Annotated in this window: 12 protein-coding genes; 3 read left to right on the forward strand and 9 right to left on the reverse strand. The window is 72.1% G+C overall.

From position 1 onward, the window contains the following. Positions 1-61: 61 nt before the first annotated feature. Positions 62-1,225, forward strand: coding sequence for a helix-turn-helix domain-containing protein (locus ACZ7M3_RS08380; protein WP_472061729.1), 1,164 nt, complete (start codon positions 62-64; stop codon positions 1,223-1,225). Between the two features lie 55 nt (positions 1,226-1,280). Here ACZ7M3_RS08380 and purH read toward each other — a convergent pair whose 3' ends face one another. Together purH and purN are read right to left on the reverse strand one after the other, a co-directional pair. Then, positions 1,281-2,870, reverse strand: a complete 1,590-nt coding sequence (gene purH, locus ACZ7M3_RS08385) for a bifunctional phosphoribosylaminoimidazolecarboxamide formyltransferase/IMP cyclohydrolase (RefSeq protein ID WP_472061730.1) — start codon at positions 2,868-2,870, stop codon at positions 1,281-1,283. Then, the gene (gene purN, locus ACZ7M3_RS08390) at positions 2,867-3,487 is read right to left on the reverse strand and encodes a phosphoribosylglycinamide formyltransferase (protein ID WP_095853022.1); all 621 of its coding nucleotides are present in this window, start codon (positions 3,485-3,487) and stop codon (positions 2,867-2,869) included. Before purN ends, purH begins: the two co-directional genes overlap by 4 nt. A gap of 472 nt (positions 3,488-3,959) precedes the next feature. On the opposite strand from purN, the gene ACZ7M3_RS08395 reads away from it, so the two are divergent. After that, a complete protein-coding gene (locus tag ACZ7M3_RS08395) occupies positions 3,960-4,829 on the forward strand; it encodes a hypothetical protein (RefSeq protein ID WP_472061732.1) in 870 nt (289 codons plus the stop codon). A gap of 194 nt (positions 4,830-5,023) precedes the next feature. Here ACZ7M3_RS08395 and ACZ7M3_RS08400 read toward each other — a convergent pair whose 3' ends face one another. Continuing rightward, positions 5,024-6,559, reverse strand: coding sequence for a cell division protein PerM (locus ACZ7M3_RS08400; RefSeq protein ID WP_472061734.1), 1,536 nt, complete (start codon positions 6,557-6,559; stop codon positions 5,024-5,026). 108 nt (positions 6,560-6,667) lie between these two features. Between ACZ7M3_RS08400 and ACZ7M3_RS08405 the strand changes: the two genes are divergently transcribed. Continuing rightward, entirely contained in the window at positions 6,668-7,888 is a 1,221-nt protein-coding gene (locus tag ACZ7M3_RS08405) for a helix-turn-helix domain-containing protein (RefSeq protein WP_472061736.1), read from the forward strand. Between the two features lie 78 nt (positions 7,889-7,966). On the opposite strand, the gene sucD is transcribed toward ACZ7M3_RS08405, so the two are convergent. The 6 genes from sucD to ACZ7M3_RS08435 all read right to left on the reverse strand — a co-directional run bounded on the left by sucD (position 7,967) and on the right by ACZ7M3_RS08435 (position 16,357). Further along, positions 7,967-8,851 (reverse strand): succinate--CoA ligase subunit alpha, encoded by an 885-nt coding sequence (gene sucD / locus ACZ7M3_RS08410; RefSeq protein ID WP_075028438.1) that lies wholly within the window; start codon positions 8,849-8,851, stop codon positions 7,967-7,969. A 21-nt stretch (positions 8,852-8,872) separates the two neighbouring features. Next, entirely contained in the window at positions 8,873-10,051 is a 1,179-nt protein-coding gene (sucC, locus tag ACZ7M3_RS08415) for an ADP-forming succinate--CoA ligase subunit beta (protein WP_452964660.1), read from the reverse strand. Between the two features lie 534 nt (positions 10,052-10,585). Next, positions 10,586-11,512, reverse strand: a complete 927-nt coding sequence (locus ACZ7M3_RS08420) for a hypothetical protein (RefSeq protein WP_472061738.1) — start codon at positions 11,510-11,512, stop codon at positions 10,586-10,588. 104 nt (positions 11,513-11,616) lie between these two features. Next, complete coding sequence (locus tag ACZ7M3_RS08425; RefSeq protein ID WP_472061740.1) at positions 11,617-12,822, reverse strand: VWA domain-containing protein; 1,206 nt, start codon at positions 12,820-12,822, stop codon at positions 11,617-11,619. Continuing rightward, positions 12,819-15,194, reverse strand: a complete 2,376-nt coding sequence (locus ACZ7M3_RS08430) for a DUF5682 family protein (RefSeq protein WP_472061742.1) — start codon at positions 15,192-15,194, stop codon at positions 12,819-12,821. The genes ACZ7M3_RS08425 and ACZ7M3_RS08430 overlap by 4 nt, the downstream gene beginning before the upstream one ends. After that, complete coding sequence (locus tag ACZ7M3_RS08435) at positions 15,191-16,357, reverse strand: ATP-binding protein (protein WP_472061744.1); 1,167 nt, start codon at positions 16,355-16,357, stop codon at positions 15,191-15,193. The genes ACZ7M3_RS08430 and ACZ7M3_RS08435 overlap by 4 nt, the downstream gene beginning before the upstream one ends. Between the last annotated feature and the right edge of the window lie 10 nt (positions 16,358-16,367).

A 16,367-nucleotide genomic window follows, 5' to 3' on the forward strand; every position in this document is an offset into this window, starting at 1 on the left:
TACTGTGTCCAGCCACTGGAACGTCTGACCAGCGTGCCGTAAGTGCCAGGGGGGAACCGCGATGCCCGCGTGCCCGGAGACCGAACGGTTCGCCGCGCTGTTGCGTTCGCTGAAGAACCGGTCCGGTCTGAGTTACGAGGCCCTCGCCAAGAAGACCGGCACGGCCGGCTCCACACTGCACCGCTACTGCCGCGGCACTTCGGTGCCCCAGGACTACGGCAGCGTGCACCGGTTCGCCACCGCCTGCGGCGCGACCCCGGACGAACTACGGACACTGCACCGGCAGTGGGCCCTGGCGGACGCCGCCCGGCCGGAGCCGGGGACGGGGACGCAGTCCGACGCAGACGTTGTCGAGGCCGTCGAAGTCGTCGATCTCGTGGACGGTGACGGCGCCGAGGAGCCGAAAGCGGTGGAGCCGGGAGCGGTGGAGCCCGGAGCGGTGGAGCCGGCGGCCGTGGAGCCGGAAGCGGTCGAGGTCGGGCCCGTTCGGCCGGTCCGTCACGGCCGGTTGCGTCTTGACCGGTTCCGGCAGGGCCGGTTCCGTGTCGTGGTGATCGGCGCCGTGGTCCTGACGCTCGGTGTGTCCGCCTGGGCCCTGACGACCGATCACCCGTCGTCGGGCATGGGCACCGGCAGCGGCGACGGCTCCGCGACGGACGGCCGTCTGCTCTTCTCGGCCGCCTGTCAGCCCGTGGTGGCCATGGGCCAGCACGACGCCTGCGTGGGTGAGGTACAACGGCTGCTGCACGCCAAGGGCGCGGACATCGACGTCGACTCGGACTTCGGCCCGCAGACGCTGCGCCGGGTCACCGCCTTCCAGGTGTTCACCGGTCTCCAGCCCAACGGAGTCGTCGGGGACGCCACCAAGAAGGCGCTCTACACCTCGAACGTACGTATGACCGTCTGGTCGCCGGCGAAGGTACGGCAGCACATCCGCGCGGTCTTCACCGACGCACCCGACGCGGCGGTCGCCATCGCGGACTGCCAGTCGTTCCTCGACCCGCTGCACATCCTGCCCAACACCAACGGCACCCGTAACTGGGGTCTGTTCCAGATCTCCGACCTGCGCCTGCGTGAGCTGGGCGGGACCCCCCGTCAGGCGCTCGACCCTGAGTGGAACATCAGGGCGGCCAGGCGCCTCTGGAGCAAGAAGCGCGACTTCCACGACTGGCCGAACTGCGAGCGCGCGGTCAAGGGCGCCGCCACCACCGCGCCCGCACGGTAGCGGCGGCCCACCGGAACCCCGGTGGACCGCCGCGCACGCACCGACCTGCCGCGGATCAGTGGAAGAAGTGCCGCGTCCCCGTGAAGTACATGGTGATGCCCGCCTTCTTCGCGGCCTCGACCACCAGCTCGTCACGGACCGAACCGCCGGGCTGGACCACGGCCCTGACGCCCGCCTCGGCAAGGATCTCCAGACCGTCGGGGAACGGGAAGAACGCGTCCGAGGCCGCGTACGACCCGCGGGCCCGCTCGGCGCCCGCCCGCTCGACCGCGAGCTTCGCTGAGTCGACGCGGTTGACCTGGCCCATGCCGACGCCGACCGAGGCGCCGTCCTTGGCGAGCAGGATCGCGTTGGACTTCACCGCGCGGCAGGCACGCCAGGCGAAGGCCAGCTCGTCGAGCTCGCCCTCGTTCAGGGCGTCACCGGTCGCCAGGGTCCAGCTCGCCGGGTTGTCGCCGTCGGCCTGGAGGCGGTCGGTGACCTGGAGCAGCGCGCCGCCGTCGATCGGCTTGAGTTCGGTCGGGTTCGCGGGCGCGCGGTGGGCACGCAGCACGCGGATGTTCTTCTTCTTGGTGAGGGCTTCGAGGGCGCCGTCCTCGTACTCGGGCGCCACGATGACCTCGGTGAAGATCTCGGCGACCTGCTCCGCCATCTCCTTCGTCACCGGCCGGTTGACCGCGATCACACCGCCGAACGCGGACAGCGGGTCACAGGCGTGCGCCTTGCGGTGCGCCTCGGCGACGTTCGAGGCGATCGCGATGCCGCACGGGTTGGCGTGCTTGATGATCGCGACGCAGGGGTCCTCGTGGTCGTACGCGGCACGGCGCGCGGCGTCCGTGTCCGTGTAGTTGTTGTACGACATCTCCTTGCCGTGCAGCTGCTCGGCCTCCGCGAGACCGCCGGCGCCCGAGGTGTAGAGGGCGGCGGGCTGGTGCGGGTTCTCGCCGTAGCGGAGGGTGTGCGCGCGCTCCCAGGTGGCGCCGAGGAAGTCGGGGAACCGGGAGGCGTCGACGGGGGCGTACTCGGAGGCGAACCAGGAGGCGACGGCGACGTCGTACGCGGCCGTGTGCTGGAAGGCCTCGGCCGCGAGCCGCTTACGGGTGGTGAGGTCGAAGCCGCCGGTCTTCACGGCGGAGAGAACGTCGCCGTAACGGTCGGGGCTGGTGACTACGGCCACGGACGGGTGGTTCTTGGCGGCGGCACGGACCATCGAGGGGCCGCCGATGTCGATCTGCTCGACGCACTCGTCGGTCGTCGCGCCCGAGGCGACGGTCTCACGGAAGGGGTAGAGGTTGACGACGACGAGGTCGAACGGCTTGACGCCCAGCTCTTCCAGCTGCCGCCGGTGGTCGGGCAGACGCAGGTCGGCGAGGATGCCGGCGTGGACCTTGGGGTGCAGGGTCTTGACTCGGCCGTCGAGGCACTCGGGGAAGCCGGTCAGGTCCTCGACCTTGACGACGGGGACCCCGGCCGCGGCGATCTTGGCGGCGGTGGAGCCGGTGGAGACGAGCTCGACACCGGCCTCGTGCAGCCCGCGGGCAAGCTCTTCGAGCCCGGTCTTGTCGTAGACGCTGACGAGCGCGCGCCGGATGACCCGCTTGGTGCCCTCGGTGCTCTCGGCCGTGACTGTGCTGTCGGCGGTCACTGGATAACTACCTTTCGTCCCTCAATGCGATAGCCGTTGCGGGCGAGCCGCCCCACGACATCGACGAGCAGTCTTCGCTCGACTTCCTTGATGCGCTCGTGCAGCGCGCTCTCGTCGTCCTCGTCCCGGACCTCCACCACGCCCTGAGCGATGATCGGTCCGGTGTCGACGCCGTCGTCGACGAAGTGGACGGTGCAGCCGGTGACCCTCGCGCCGTATGCGAGCGCGTCGCGTACGCCGTGGGCCCCCGGGAAACTCGGCAGCAGGGCGGGGTGCGTGTTGACGAACCGCCCACCGAACCGGGCGAGGAATTCCTTCCCCACGATCTTCATGAACCCCGCGGAGACCACCAGGTCGGGCTCGTGGTCGGAGACGGCCTCGGCGAGCGCGCCGTCCCACTCGTCCCGCGTGTCGTAGTCCTTGACGCGGCGGACGAAGGTCGGAATCCCGGCCCGCTCGGCCCGGGCGAGCCCTTCGATGCCGTCCCGGTCGGCGCCCACGGCCACGATCTCGGCCCCGTAGGCCTCCGGCCCGGCTGCGGCGATGCCGTCGAGCAGTGCCTGCAGATTCGTGCCTGATCCGGAGACCAGCACGACGAGGCGCTTGGTCTTGGCCACGACGGGGCCCTTTCTCGGGGGAGCGTTTGTACGGTCGTACGAATGCTTCACGTCCCTGGATACGGGGAAGTCTACGAAGCGGCCGACCGTCAGCAACGATACCGGCACACCGGGCGGCCCCCACGGGACGGGGGCGTGGCCGGAAGGTAGCGTCTGCGGTGGATCCTCCCGGGAACACTGTTCCGTTCAGCACGGGGAACGCCCTGTGCGCTTGGGACGTTGACCTGGGACGGGTAGAACGTTCGGGGTACGAGCCCCCGGGGCGAACGTCCGGGGCGCGGGCCTCGGACGGAAAACCCGGGGCAGGGACTCCGTGGAGCGGTATCCGGGGTGTGAATCCCGGGTCCTGATCCTGAAAACGAACGCCCGGGGTGCGAGCCCCGGGCAGGACGCTCGGGGCGCGCGTCGCGAGCACGATGCCGTGTGGACACGCCGCCCGCCAGAACACCACCAAGGGGAAGACGCACACCTGATGCCGGACCGCAGTCTCCGACTCCCTCCGCTGCTGCTGCGCGAGCGGCGCCCTTCGCCTACCCCGCCGCGGGAGAGCGGGGACACGCCCGCGGGTGGGAACGGTTCCGCGGGCGGACGCGGCCCGAACACAGACTCCGGCACGGGCTCCGACTCCGGCACGGGCTCCGGCTCCGGCTCCGGCTCCGGCTCCGGCTCCGGCTCCGGCTCCGGCGACAATCCCTTCGCTCCGCCCCCGGAGGGCACGCCCGACCGCCCCTGGCAGCCTCGACGTCCCGCGTCCGGCCAGGGCTCGAACGAGAACGACGGTTCCGGCCCCGGGTCCGACCCCGGACAGTCCCCATGGGGCAGTCAGTGGAGCGACCGGCAGCCGGGGCGTTCGTCCGGCGGCGGTTTCGGCGACCGTCCCGGGGCTCCGCAGGGCCAGGGCGGTCCGGAAGGTCCCGGCGGTGGGCCGGGCTCCGGAATGCGCTGGGACCCGACGGACCCCGCCCAGCGCCGCGCGCGCTACGCGCTGCTCTCCGGAATGTGGGCGTTCTTCTTCGCCCTGTTCAGCTGGCCGTACGTGGCGCTGCTGCTCGGCGCGCTCGCCCTGTACTGGGGCGGCAGCGCACTGCGCGCCAAGCCCCGCGCGCAGGACCCGGACACCCCGGCCCCCGAGGCGAACACCCGCCCCCAGACGACCGCCGCGGTGAGCGGCCTCGTCACCGCGTTCCTGGCCATCGTCATGGTCGCCGCGACCTTCACCGCGCAGCTCGTGTACAGCGACTACTACTCCTGCACGAACGACGCCCTCACCAACGCCGCCAAACAGTCCTGCAACGACCTCCTCCCGAAGGACCTGAGGGGCGTCTTGGGAACCCGCAGCTAGCTCTCCAACACCGTCGCCCCGTCAGGGGCGCGGGGAACGGCGCGCCCAGCCCCCACGCACCCGCAGCAAATAATCTGCCCCGGGGGTCTGGGGCGCAGCCCCGGGGGATGATGGGGGTCCCCCCTGCTCGAGCGAAGCCGAGAGCTTGGGGGAGGGTAGGGGCGGCGGGGGCGAGGAAACCGAGGGCTCCTCACTCACCCCATGTCATCAGAGGGCAAGAGGTCATACGGCTCCAGGCTCGGATCCCGAGCCGGACCCGAAGCCAAACCCGAAGCCGGTCCCGCCCCCACCGTCGAAGTCACCCCCACCGCAGGAGTCGGCTCCCCCTTCGCAACCGGCTCCACCTGACCCCCCTCACGCCGCACCCGGAACCACGACCGCCACGCCCCCCACGAGGGCCACGAGGGCCGAGTGAGCCACGCAGACCAAGAAACCCCTCGTCGCCGCCAAAGCCCCCACCCCCACAACCCCACCCCCACAGGAACCCCCACCCCCACCGTCCAGACCACCACCGCTCCCCCCACCTGCCACCACACCGGCCCGAAGTGAGCCAACGCCGCCACCCCCAACGGCCCACCCGCCACACCGGCCAGCACCGCCATCACCAGCCCGCACAACACGGCCGCGACCCCCACCCCCACCACGACCCGCCCGCACGACCAGGCCTCACGTCCCTCCCTCGGCGCCCCCGCGGTCACCATGAACCACGCCACCGTCATCCCGGCCACCACCGGCACCCCCATCCCCACCTCACTCCACACCGCCCCGGGCACAGCCCCGGGCACCGGCACCGCCGCCAGCAACGGAAACGCCGGCAGCAACGGCCCCGGCCCCGCCGCGGACAACGGCCCCACGACATGCCCGGCCCCCAGCACGACCCCGGGCCCGAGCCCGTACGCGGCCCCCCACACCGCCGCGTTCGGCACGAGCGCCAGACAGAGCAGCAGTACCGCGAACCGCCCCGACCACACCTCGGTGAGCTGCGCGAACGAGTCCCGGACGGCATCGCCGTGCCACACCAGCGACACCGCCACCATCAGCGAGCCACCCCCGACGAGCACCGCCGCCCCGGCCCCGGCCGCCCGCGCCGAGGCCTCGAAGAATTGGGGCGCGCAACGGCGTACGCCGGCGGGCAACACGGCGAGCAACCGCCGGACCCGCGCGGGCACGGGGAAGCCGGCGCGTCCGTACGCCGCCCACACCCCCACCCCCGCCGCACTCCCGGCGAGCAACGGCAGGCACCCGGCGGTCCACACCCACGAAGGCCGCAACTCCCCGCCCGAGCAGTACAGCGCGGCCGCCAGTCCGACCGTCAGATAGCCCCCGACGACCCCCGTCCACACCGTGCCCGGCTCCGCCTCGGCCTCGGCGTCCGCCACGCCGCGCACCGCCCGGTACAGCAGCCACACGGGCAGGACGACCAGCAGCAGCGGTGTCACACCCACCGGCAAGGGCAGACCCGACAGGGTCTCGGTGCGGATCAGCTCCACGCCGTGCGCGAGCAGCCACAACGCGGCGGCCACGTGCAGCGATCCACTCGGCCCGCTGTCCGGATAGGGCGAGCTGATCCACAGCATCATGACGAGGACGGCGAACGAGCCGAGTCCGAGCCCCGCCGCGAGGGCGCCACCCAGGAGGCTGGCGCCCAGTCCGGGTGAATGGTGGCGCATCCGGGTGAGCAGGGGCGACAACGACAGCCTGCGGTCGGTCATTTGGGTCACGTCCGCCATGCTCCCAACGACACGCGCTTTCTCGTCGTAACAGGCGAACCTCGGATGTGTCGCTCAATATGCAGCTATGTACCTTTTCGTACTAAGGGGCACCCTGTGGGGTCCGACATGACACGCACCCCTGAGACCCCGCTGCCCTCCCCCAAGGAGCGCCGCCGTCTGCGCGAGGCCCAGTCGCTGAGCCAGGCCGACGTCGCGGCCGCGGTGGGCGTCACCCGTGCGACGGTGCGCTCGTGGGAGAACGGCCGTACGACGCCACGCGGCACCACACGGGACGCGTACGCACGACTGCTGACGGGCGCCGAGGAGGTGACCCCCCGTCAGGAGAACCCGGCTCCCGCCCTGGTCGGCGCCGCCACCGGCCCCGTACAGACGTCCCCCGACCGCGCCGAACCCACCCCGGAGCCGTCCTCCGAAACCCCACCCGCCTCCGAACTCGCCCCCAAACCCGATGCCGCACTCGGTCCTGATCCCGCACTCGGCCCCAAACCCGAGCTCGACCCCGATGCCGAACTCGAACCCCTTTCACCCTCCCTGACGCCCGATCAGGCCTTCGACGCCCTCTACGCGTTCTGCGCCCCTGCCCTCGTACGGCAGACCTACCTGCTCACCGGGCGGCGCGAACTGGCGAGCGAGTCGGTGGAGCGCGCCTTCCAGCTGGCCTGGCACCGCTGGCCCGAGGTGGCCATGGACCGCGATCCGGCGGGGTGGGTGCGGGCGACGGCGTACGAGTTCGCGCTCTCGCCCTGGCACAGGCTGCGCCCCCGGCACCGCAACCCGGAGCCGCCGCCCGCCGCCCCCGCGGACCGCGCGCTGCTCGACGTACTCCTGCAGCTGCCGCCCGTGTACCGGCGGACCCTGCTGCTCTACGACGGGGTCGGGCTCAATCTGCCGGAGACCGCGGCCGAGACGGAGGCGAGCACGCCCGCGGCGGCCAACCGGCTGCTGCACGCGCGCGAGGCCGTGGCCACACGGCTGCCGGAGCTGGCGGAGCCGAAGGAGTTGCACCGGCGACTCGCCGAGGTCGCCTCCGCCGAGCGGCTGCGCCCCGCGAAGCCCACCACGGTCCGCTGGGGCGGAGAGCAGCGCGCCCGGCACTGGACCCGTGCCGCCATCGCCTTCACGGTCGTCCTCATCGGCGCCACGACACTGACGCTCCGTACGGCCCCGGACCACTACGAGCCGCCGCTGGCGCCCGGCGCCACGGTGCACGGGGTGCCGCCCCGGGTCGCGCCCGGGCCGCTGTCCGCGGAGGAGCTTGCCCTGCGCGCCAAGCTCAAGGGAGAGATGGTCAGCGGGCCGGAGCGGCTGGTTCCGGAGGCAGGCTGAGCCGGGTACGACGACGGGCTCGCACCCCCGTGGGGATGCGAGCCCGTTCAGTCTGGAGAAGGTCCAGCCTGGCGAAGGTCAGCCGGCGAGGATCTCGCGGGCCAGCTTCGCCGTCTCGGTCGGCGTCTTGCCGACCTTGACGCCGGCGGCCTCGAGGGCCTCCTTCTTCGCGGCGGCCGTGCCGGAGGAGCCGGAGACGATGGCGCCGGCGTGGCCCATGGTCTTGCCCTCGGGCGCGGTGAAGCCGGCGACGTAGCCGACGACCGGCTTCGTCACGTTCTTGGCGATGAAGTCCGCCGCACGCTCCTCGGCGTCGCCGCCGATCTCACCGATCATGACGATCAGGTCGGTGTCGGGGTCGGCCTCGAACGCGGCGAGCGCGTCGATGTGCGTCGTACCGATGATCGGGTCGCCACCGATGCCGACGGCGGACGAGAAGCCGATGTCACGGAGCTCGTACATCATCTGGTACGTCAGCGTGCCGGACTTCGAGACCAGGCCGATGCGGCCCGGCTTCGTGATGTCGCCCGGGATGATGCCGGCGTTCGACTGGCCCGGGGTGATGAGACCGGGGCAGTTCGGGCCGATGATGCGGGTCTTGTTGCCCTTCGACTTCGCGTACGCCCAGAAGGCGGCGGAGTCGTGGACGGCGATGCCCTCGGTGATGACGACCGCGAGGGGGATCTCCGCGTCGATCGCCTCGACGACGGCGGCCTTGGCGAAGGCCGGCGGCACGAAGAGGACGGACACGTTGGCGCCCGTCTTCTCCATGGCCTCGGCGACCGTGCCGAAGACCGGGATCTCGGTGCCGTCGATGTCGACGGACGTGCCCGCCTTGCGCGGGTTCACGCCACCGACGATGTTCGTGCCGTCGGCCAGCATGAGCTTGGTGTGCTTCATGCCCGTGGCACCGGTCATGCCCTGGACGATGACCTTGCTGTCCTTGTTGAGGAAGATAGCCATGGCGGTTGTTTCCCTCGTCCCTTACTTCGCAGCCGCGAGCTCGGCGGCCTTGTCGGCCGCGCCGTCCATGGTGTCCACGCGCTGGACCAGCGGGTGGTTGGCGTCCGACAGGATCTTGCGGCCCAGCTCGGCGTTGTTGCCGTCCAGACGCACGACCAGCGGCTTGGTGACTTCCTCGCCCTTGTCGGCGAGCAGCTGGAGCGCCTGGACGATGCCGTTGGCGACCTCGTCGCAGGCGGTGATGCCGCCGAAGACGTTGACGAAGACGGACTTGACGTCCGGGTCGCCGAGGATGATCTCCAGGCCGTTCGCCATCACCGCGGCGGAGGCGCCGCCACCGATGTCGAGGAAGTTGGCGGGCTTGACGCCGCCGTGGTTCTCACCGGCGTACGCGACGACGTCGAGGGTGCTCATGACGAGACCCGCGCCGTTGCCGATGATGCCGACCTCGCCGTCGAGCTTGACGTAGTTGAGGTTCTTGGCCTTGGCGGCGGCCTCAAGGGGGTTGGCCGACGCGTGGTCGACCAGCGCCTCGTGCTCCGGCTGGCGGAAGTCGGCGTTCTCGTCCAGGGACACCTTGCCGTCGAGCGCGATGACGCGGCCGTCGGCGACCTTGGCGAGCGGGTTGACCTCGACGAGGAGGGCGTCCTCCTTGATGAAGGTGTCCCACAGCGTCACCAGGATCTCGGCGACCTGCTCGGCGACCTCGGCCGGGAACTTCGCCTGAGCGACGATCTCGCGGGCCTTCTCGATCGAGACGCCCTCGTTGGCGTCGACCGGGACCTTCGCGAGGGCCTCGGGGTTCTCCTCCGCGACGACCTCGATCTCCACGCCGCCCTGGACGGACGCCATGGCGAGGAAGGTGCGGTTGGTGCGGTCGAGGAGGTACGAGACGTAGTACTCCTCGGCGATCTCGGGCGCGGTCTCGGCGATCATCACCTTGTGGACCGTGTGGCCCTTGATGTCCATGCCGAGGATGTCCGTCGCCCGGGCGACGGCCTCGTCCGGGGTGGCGGCGAGCTTGACGCCGCCGGCCTTGCCGCGGCCACCGACCTTCACCTGGGCCTTGACGACGGACTTGCCGCCAAGACGCTCGGTCGCCTCGCGGGCTGCCTCAGGCGTGTCAATGACTTCACCGGCCAGCACCGGTACACCGTGCTTGGCGAAGAGGTCCCTCGCCTGGTACTCGAACAGGTCCACGCGCGTCCGTCCCTATCAGTGATCTCGCGGTTCGTTGGATGCGTGGGCGTGCCGCGAAGGGCAACGTGACGTCCGCTGTCACAAGGGTGGCGCACACGGTGTCCGAGCGCGCGGCATGTCCGTCCCGCAGGTTATCGCCGCAGGACGTGGGTCCCTAAATCGCAGGTCACACCTGAGCGGTGATACCTGTCACAGATCTGGCCGGGACGGGGCCTCACCAGGCTGGGGTTTGCCTGGTGAGGCCCCTCGAACAGCCCCTGAGGGGCCCAGGGAGGGCGGTCCCCACCCCAATGGGGACCACCCTCCCCATCCGCGGGGTTTCGGCCGGACACAGCCGACGGCTTTCGGCCGTCCGGGGCCGTGGCCCCGCGGAGTCGGTCGGTGGGTACAGCGGCGGATACGGCGGTACGGCGGTACGGCGGTACGGCGGGAGGGACGGTCGGACGCCGCGAAGCCGTCGACATTCACCTCGCCGCCGTAGGCCAGACCGGTGGCGCAGGCGGATGTTCGGCCGCCGGCGGGGGAAGGACCGCCCTAGCCGGGGAAGAGCGGAATGTCCCGGTGCCTGTCCCGGGTCTCGGCCGCGGTCACCGCCGCGGGAACGCCGGACACGAGCCGCGGCGGCGCCCGGTGACTCGGAGTGACGACGGCATGAGGATCGCCATGGCGCGGCGTGCCGTTGTCGACGGCAGACTGACCGCCCAGCGCGCCCGTGGGGTCGCCGGGGGGTGCCTGATGGTCGGGCCCCGGTCCCGGCGCCGCACCCCGGTGCTCGCCGCGCGCGGCGACACCGTCCGTGTCCGTACCTGGGCGGGCGGGGCCGTAGTGCGTCGGACCGACGGGCCCGGCGTCCGCGTGCCGCACCACCGCATGCGACGACGAGGGCACGGCACCCGCACCCGAGTGCTGGGGCCCCGAACCGGCGGACGGAACCTGACCCCCCGCGCCCGGAAGCGAGGGCGGACCGGGCAGCTCGGGCGGGGAGGGCAGCGAGGGAAGCGAGGGCAGAGGCTCCGGCGGCGCCTGGCCCAACTCGCCGGTCACCGTCTCCACGAGATCACCGACCGGCCGTACGACGCTCTCGGCAGTCGGCCGTACGACGTGCCGGACGGGGTCGGTCACACGGGTGACGGTGTCGCCGACCCGAACGACGGTGTCCGTGACGTGAGTGACGGTGTGGGCCGCCGAGTGCGTCACCGGGAGCGGAGCACCCGGCTTCACCACCCGTACCGACGAACTTGTCGGAACCGTCGGCACCGTCGGCACCAACCCGTCCGCCGCATGCGCCCGCTCTCCGCAGAGGAGCCCGAGCGCGAACAACCCGGCCACCAGCAGCGCCAGTCGCAACGCACACCGCCCGGCCGCCGAGCGCGTCATGCGTGCCATGCGTGCCATGCGTGCCATGCGTGCCATGCGCAGAGCGGCACCGGCGAAGGGCGGTTCGGCGACGGGCGGGGTCAAGACGGCGTGATCCTCCGTACGGCGGGAAGAGGCGTCGATCCTCGCACGGGTCTCCTGAGGTCGCGCAAGCCCCCGGTCGCCGTCATCGCTGACGGCACATCTCCTCAGGCGGTGTCCGGTATCGGGAGCGGCCGCTTCTCGATCGCCGCCGCCATCACCTCGGGAAACAGGTCGGGCGTACAGGCGAACGCCGGTGCGCCCAGCGCCGCGAGCGCCGCCGCGTGCTCACGGTCGTACGCGGGCGCCCCTTCGTCGGACAGCGCCAACAGCGTCACGAACTGCACCCCCGACGCCTTCATCGCCGCGACCCGCTTGAGCATCTCGTCGCGTATACCCCCTTCGTAGAGGTCGCTGATGAGCACGACCACCGTGTCGGCGGGCCGGGTGATCTGCGACTGGCAGTACGCCAGCGCCCTGTTGATGTCCGTACCGCCGCCCAACTGGGTGCCGAAGAGGACGTCGACCGGGTCGTCGAGCTGGTCGGTCAGATCGACGACGGCCGTGTCGAAGACGACGAGCCGGGTGGCGATGGACCGCATCGACGCGAGGACGGCGCCGAACACGGAGGCGTAGACGACGGACGCCGCCATGGATCCCGACTGGTCGATACAGAGGACGACCTCCTTCTTCACGGACTGCGAGGCACGCCCGTAGCCGATCAGCCGTTCGGGCACGATCGTGCGGTACTCGGGCAGGTAGTGCTTCAGGTTCGCCGCGATCGTGCGGTTCCAGTCGATGTCATGGTGACGGGGCCTGCTGATGCGCGTACTGCGGTCGAGGGCGCCGGTGAGCGTCGCCCGCGTGCGGCTCGCGAGCCGCTTCTCGAGATCCTCGACGACCTTGCGCACGACCGCCCGCGCGGTTTCCTTCGTCGTCTCCGGCATGGCCTTGTTGAGGGAGAGCAGCGTGCCGACCAGATGCACATCGGCCTCGACCGCTTCCAGCATCTCGGGCTCCAGCAGGAGGGTGGACAGCCCGAGCCGGTCGATGGCGTCCCGCTGCATGACCTGCACGACGGACGAGGGGAAGTACGTCCGGATGTCCCCGAGCCAGCGCGCGACCGACGGCGCCGACGCCCCCAGCCCCGCCGAACGGTCCCGCCCGGACCGCCCCTTGCCGTCCTTCCCGTACAACGCGGTGAGCGCCCCGTCCATCGCCGCGTCCTGCCCCGCGAGCGCGCATCCGGTGCCGTCCGCCTCCTCACCCCCCAGCACAAGCCGCCACCGCCGCAACCGCTCGCCGGCGGCGTCGGCGGCGGTGGGTCCGGTCGGACCGTTCGACCCGGTCGCTTCCACAGGTGCCGCTGTCATCGGGCCACTCCCGCAAAGTCGTCGTCGTAGGCCTCGTCCAGCCCCAGCAGCAGGCTCAGCACCGGCAGGACCGCGTCGGCGCGCCCGGGGTCGAGGTCGGGCGCGAACCCGGGTATGCCGGAGGCGGCGGCCTCGGCGCTCCCCCGCGCCCCCGGGCCGCGCCGGACCAGCTCGCCCAGCGTCCTGCGCACCCCTGCCTCGTACTCCGAGAAGGTGCGCCGCAGCAGTGGCAGCACATCGGTGAACGCCTCCGCCGGCACCCCGGTCAGCCACGCGTCCACCAGACCGAGCAGCCGCTCGTCGTGCACGAGCAGCATCCCGCCCCCGGAGCCACCGCCGACGAACCCCTCGATCCACGCGGCCGCGTCCCCCGGCTCCGTGCCCGGCGACAGCACGAGACCCATGAGCCGCGCGGCCTCGTCCTGGCCCAACTCCCCGTCGTCCAGCAGCAGTCGTACCGCCCGCCCACGGATCACCCCCGGCACGGTGTCCCGCCCGGTCAGCACCCGGAGTACGGAGTGCCAGCGCTCGCGTATGCCGCCGGGGGCCGCCGTGCCCGGCTCCCCCAACAACCCCACCGCTCCGTGCACCGCGTCCACATGGCGTCGCATGTGCTCGGCGGCCTCGGTGTCGATGGCCGCACAGGCCGGTGGGAGTCCGACGAAGATCCGCTCGGCGAGGCCCACGGCGACGTCCGTGAGGGCGTGTGTGTCCGTGCCGCGCACATCGCCGTACCGCAGGGAGCGGACCAGCGCGGGCAGGGCCTGGGCGAGGTGGCCGACATCCGCGTCCAGCGCCGCCCGGTCGGCGAGGACCCGCATCACCACGGGCAGCGCGTCCGGGAGTTCGGCGAGCAGACAGCGCTCGGCCAGTGCCGTGACGTCGGCCAGGGCGTGCGCGGCGACGGCGTCCGCCTCGGCCTTGCCGGTCGCCGCCGACAGCACCGTCGTGCCCCAGACCCCGGCCTCGGCGACCCGCACGGACAGCTCCGGCTCCCAGCGCAGCCGCCAGGTCTCCCGGAAGGTGCCGGTGCTGCCGCGCGAGGCGGTGGGCTCGCCCCACGCGATACCGAGCAGTCGCAGCCGGTGCAGGAGTCTGCTCCGCCCGGCGTCGGTCTCCCCCCGCAGGTCCAGCTCCAACTCCCGCTCCATCGGCTCGGGTTTCAGTCGCAGCCGCTTCTGCGCACGCGCCAGGTCGCGCTGCAACGGCACCGCGGGAGCGGACTGAGGCACCTCGCCCAGCACATCGCCGACCACGAGCCGGTCGTGCACGAGCCCCAGTGGCACGTCCGAGCCCTCGCACATCACGGCCCGTACGGCGTCGGTGGTCTCGGTCAGCCCGGGCAGTGGGCGACCACGCATCGCGGCGAGGGTGTCGGCCAGCCGTACCGCCTCGATGACGTGCGCCGACGACACCATCCGGTCCTCGGCGCGCAGCAGCCGCGCCACCTTCGTCATCCAGCGCTCGACGGGACGGTCCGGGGCGGCGAACAGATGCCCGTACCAACCCGGCGAGTCGATGCCCGCGCCGTACCCGCTGACCCGCGACAGCCTCCGGTGCGTCCACGGCACCCACGTCATGTCGGCCTTGGCCTTGGGGAGCCCCTTGAGCAGCGCCCGATCGGCGGCCACGGTCGTCTTCTGCCGCAGCGCAGGCACGTGCCAGGCCCCGCACACCACGGCCACCTCGTCCCCGAACTCCCGCTGCGCCGCCCGCATCTGGAGCCGCATGTACGCCTCGCGCACCAGGTCCCGGTCGTGTCCCCCGACCCCGTAGACCTTCCGCAGTGCCCCCATCGCCTCCTCCAGCGCGGTGAACGGCGCGAACGGGTCGGCCCCGAACCCGGACCCGCCCCGGTGCTCGACCACGTCCTCCCACCAGCGCTCGGGATCGTCGTGACCGGCCGCCTCCGCGAGTACGGCGAGCGGGTCGATCCGCACGCCCGCGTCGACGGAACGGTCCGACGCACCCGTCTCCTTCTCCCCCTTCTCCTCTTGCCCTTGCTCCCCCTCCGCCGTCCTCTTCTCCTCTTCGTTCCCCCACGCGAGCGTGTGGGTCGCCGGGAGGTCGATGAAGCGGGCCGGGACTCCGTGCTCCAGGGCCCACCGGATCGCCACCCACTCGGGGGAGAACTCGGCGAGCGGCCAGAAGGCGGAGCGGCCGGGCTCGTCCACGACATGGGCGAGGAGTGCGACGGGGGGACGCATGTCCTTCTCGGCGGCGAGCGGGATGAGCGCGTCCGCCTCCGGGGGTCCCTCGATCAGGACGACCTCGGGCGTCGCCGCCTCCAGCGCGGCCCGCACGGCGCGGGCCGACCCCGGGCCGTGATGCCGCACCCCCAGCAGCAACGGCCCCGCCGTGAAGGTCGTCATGCGCTCACCTCCCGGCAGGCCCGGTAGAAGTCCTTCCAGCCGTCCCGCTCGCGGACGACCGCCTCCAGATACTCCTGCCAGATGACCCGGTCGGCGGCCGGATCGCGGACGACGGCGCCGAGGATGCCGGCCGCCACGTCGGACGCGCGCAGGACGCCGTCGCCGAAGTGGGCGGCGAGGGCCAGGCCGCCCGTGACGACCGAGATCGCCTCGGCGGTGGACAGCGTGCCGCTGGGCGACTTCAGCTTTGTCCGCCCGTCGGCCGTGACCCCGTCACGCAGCTCGCGGAAGACGGTGACGACACGGCGGATCTCGTCCATGCCCTCGGGCGCGGCGGGCAGGTCGAGGGACCGGCCGATCTGGTCGACACGCCGCGAGACGATGTCGACCTCCGCGTCCGCGCTCTCCGGCAGGGGCAGCACCACCGTGTTGAAGCGGCGGCGCAGGGCGCTGGACAGCTCGTTCACCCCGCGGTCGCGGTCGTTGGCGGTGGCGATCAGGTTGAAGCCGCGGACGGCCTGCACCTCTTGGCCCAACTCCGGTATCGGCAGGACCTTTTCCGACAGGATCGTGATCAGCGTGTCCTGCACGTCCGCCGGGATGCGGGTCAGCTCCTCGACCCGGGCCGTCATGCCCTCGGCCATGGCCCGCATGACCGGGCTCGGCACGAGGGCGTCCCGGCTGGGGCCGTGAGCCAGCAGCTGCGCGTAGTTCCAGCCGTACCGGATCGCCTCCTCCGGTGTGCCGGCCGTGCCCTGCACCAGCAGGGTCGAGCCCCCGCTGACCGCCGCGGCCAGGTGCTCGGACACCCAGGTCTTCGCGGTGCCGGGCACGCCGAGCAGGAGCAGGGCGCGGTCGGTGGCGAGCGTGGTGACGGCGACCTCGACGATGCGGCGCGGTCCCACGTACTTCGGTGTGATCACCGCGCCGTCCGGCAGCGTGCCGCCCAGCAGATAGGTCGCCACCGCCCATGGCGACAGCCGCCAGCGGGCGGGCCGCGGCCGGTCGTCCTGCGCGGCCAGCGCGGCGAGTTCGGCGGCGAAGGCGTGCTCGGCATGTGGTCGCAGCGCCTCGCCCGCGCTCTCGCTCACCCCTTCGCCCAGGCCCTCGCTCACGGGCGGACGGACGGTCGTCGGTTCAACGGACGCAACGGGCACGGACATGGCTCGCTCC

It is taken from the genome of Streptomyces sp. NPDC111656, assembly GCF_055656965.1.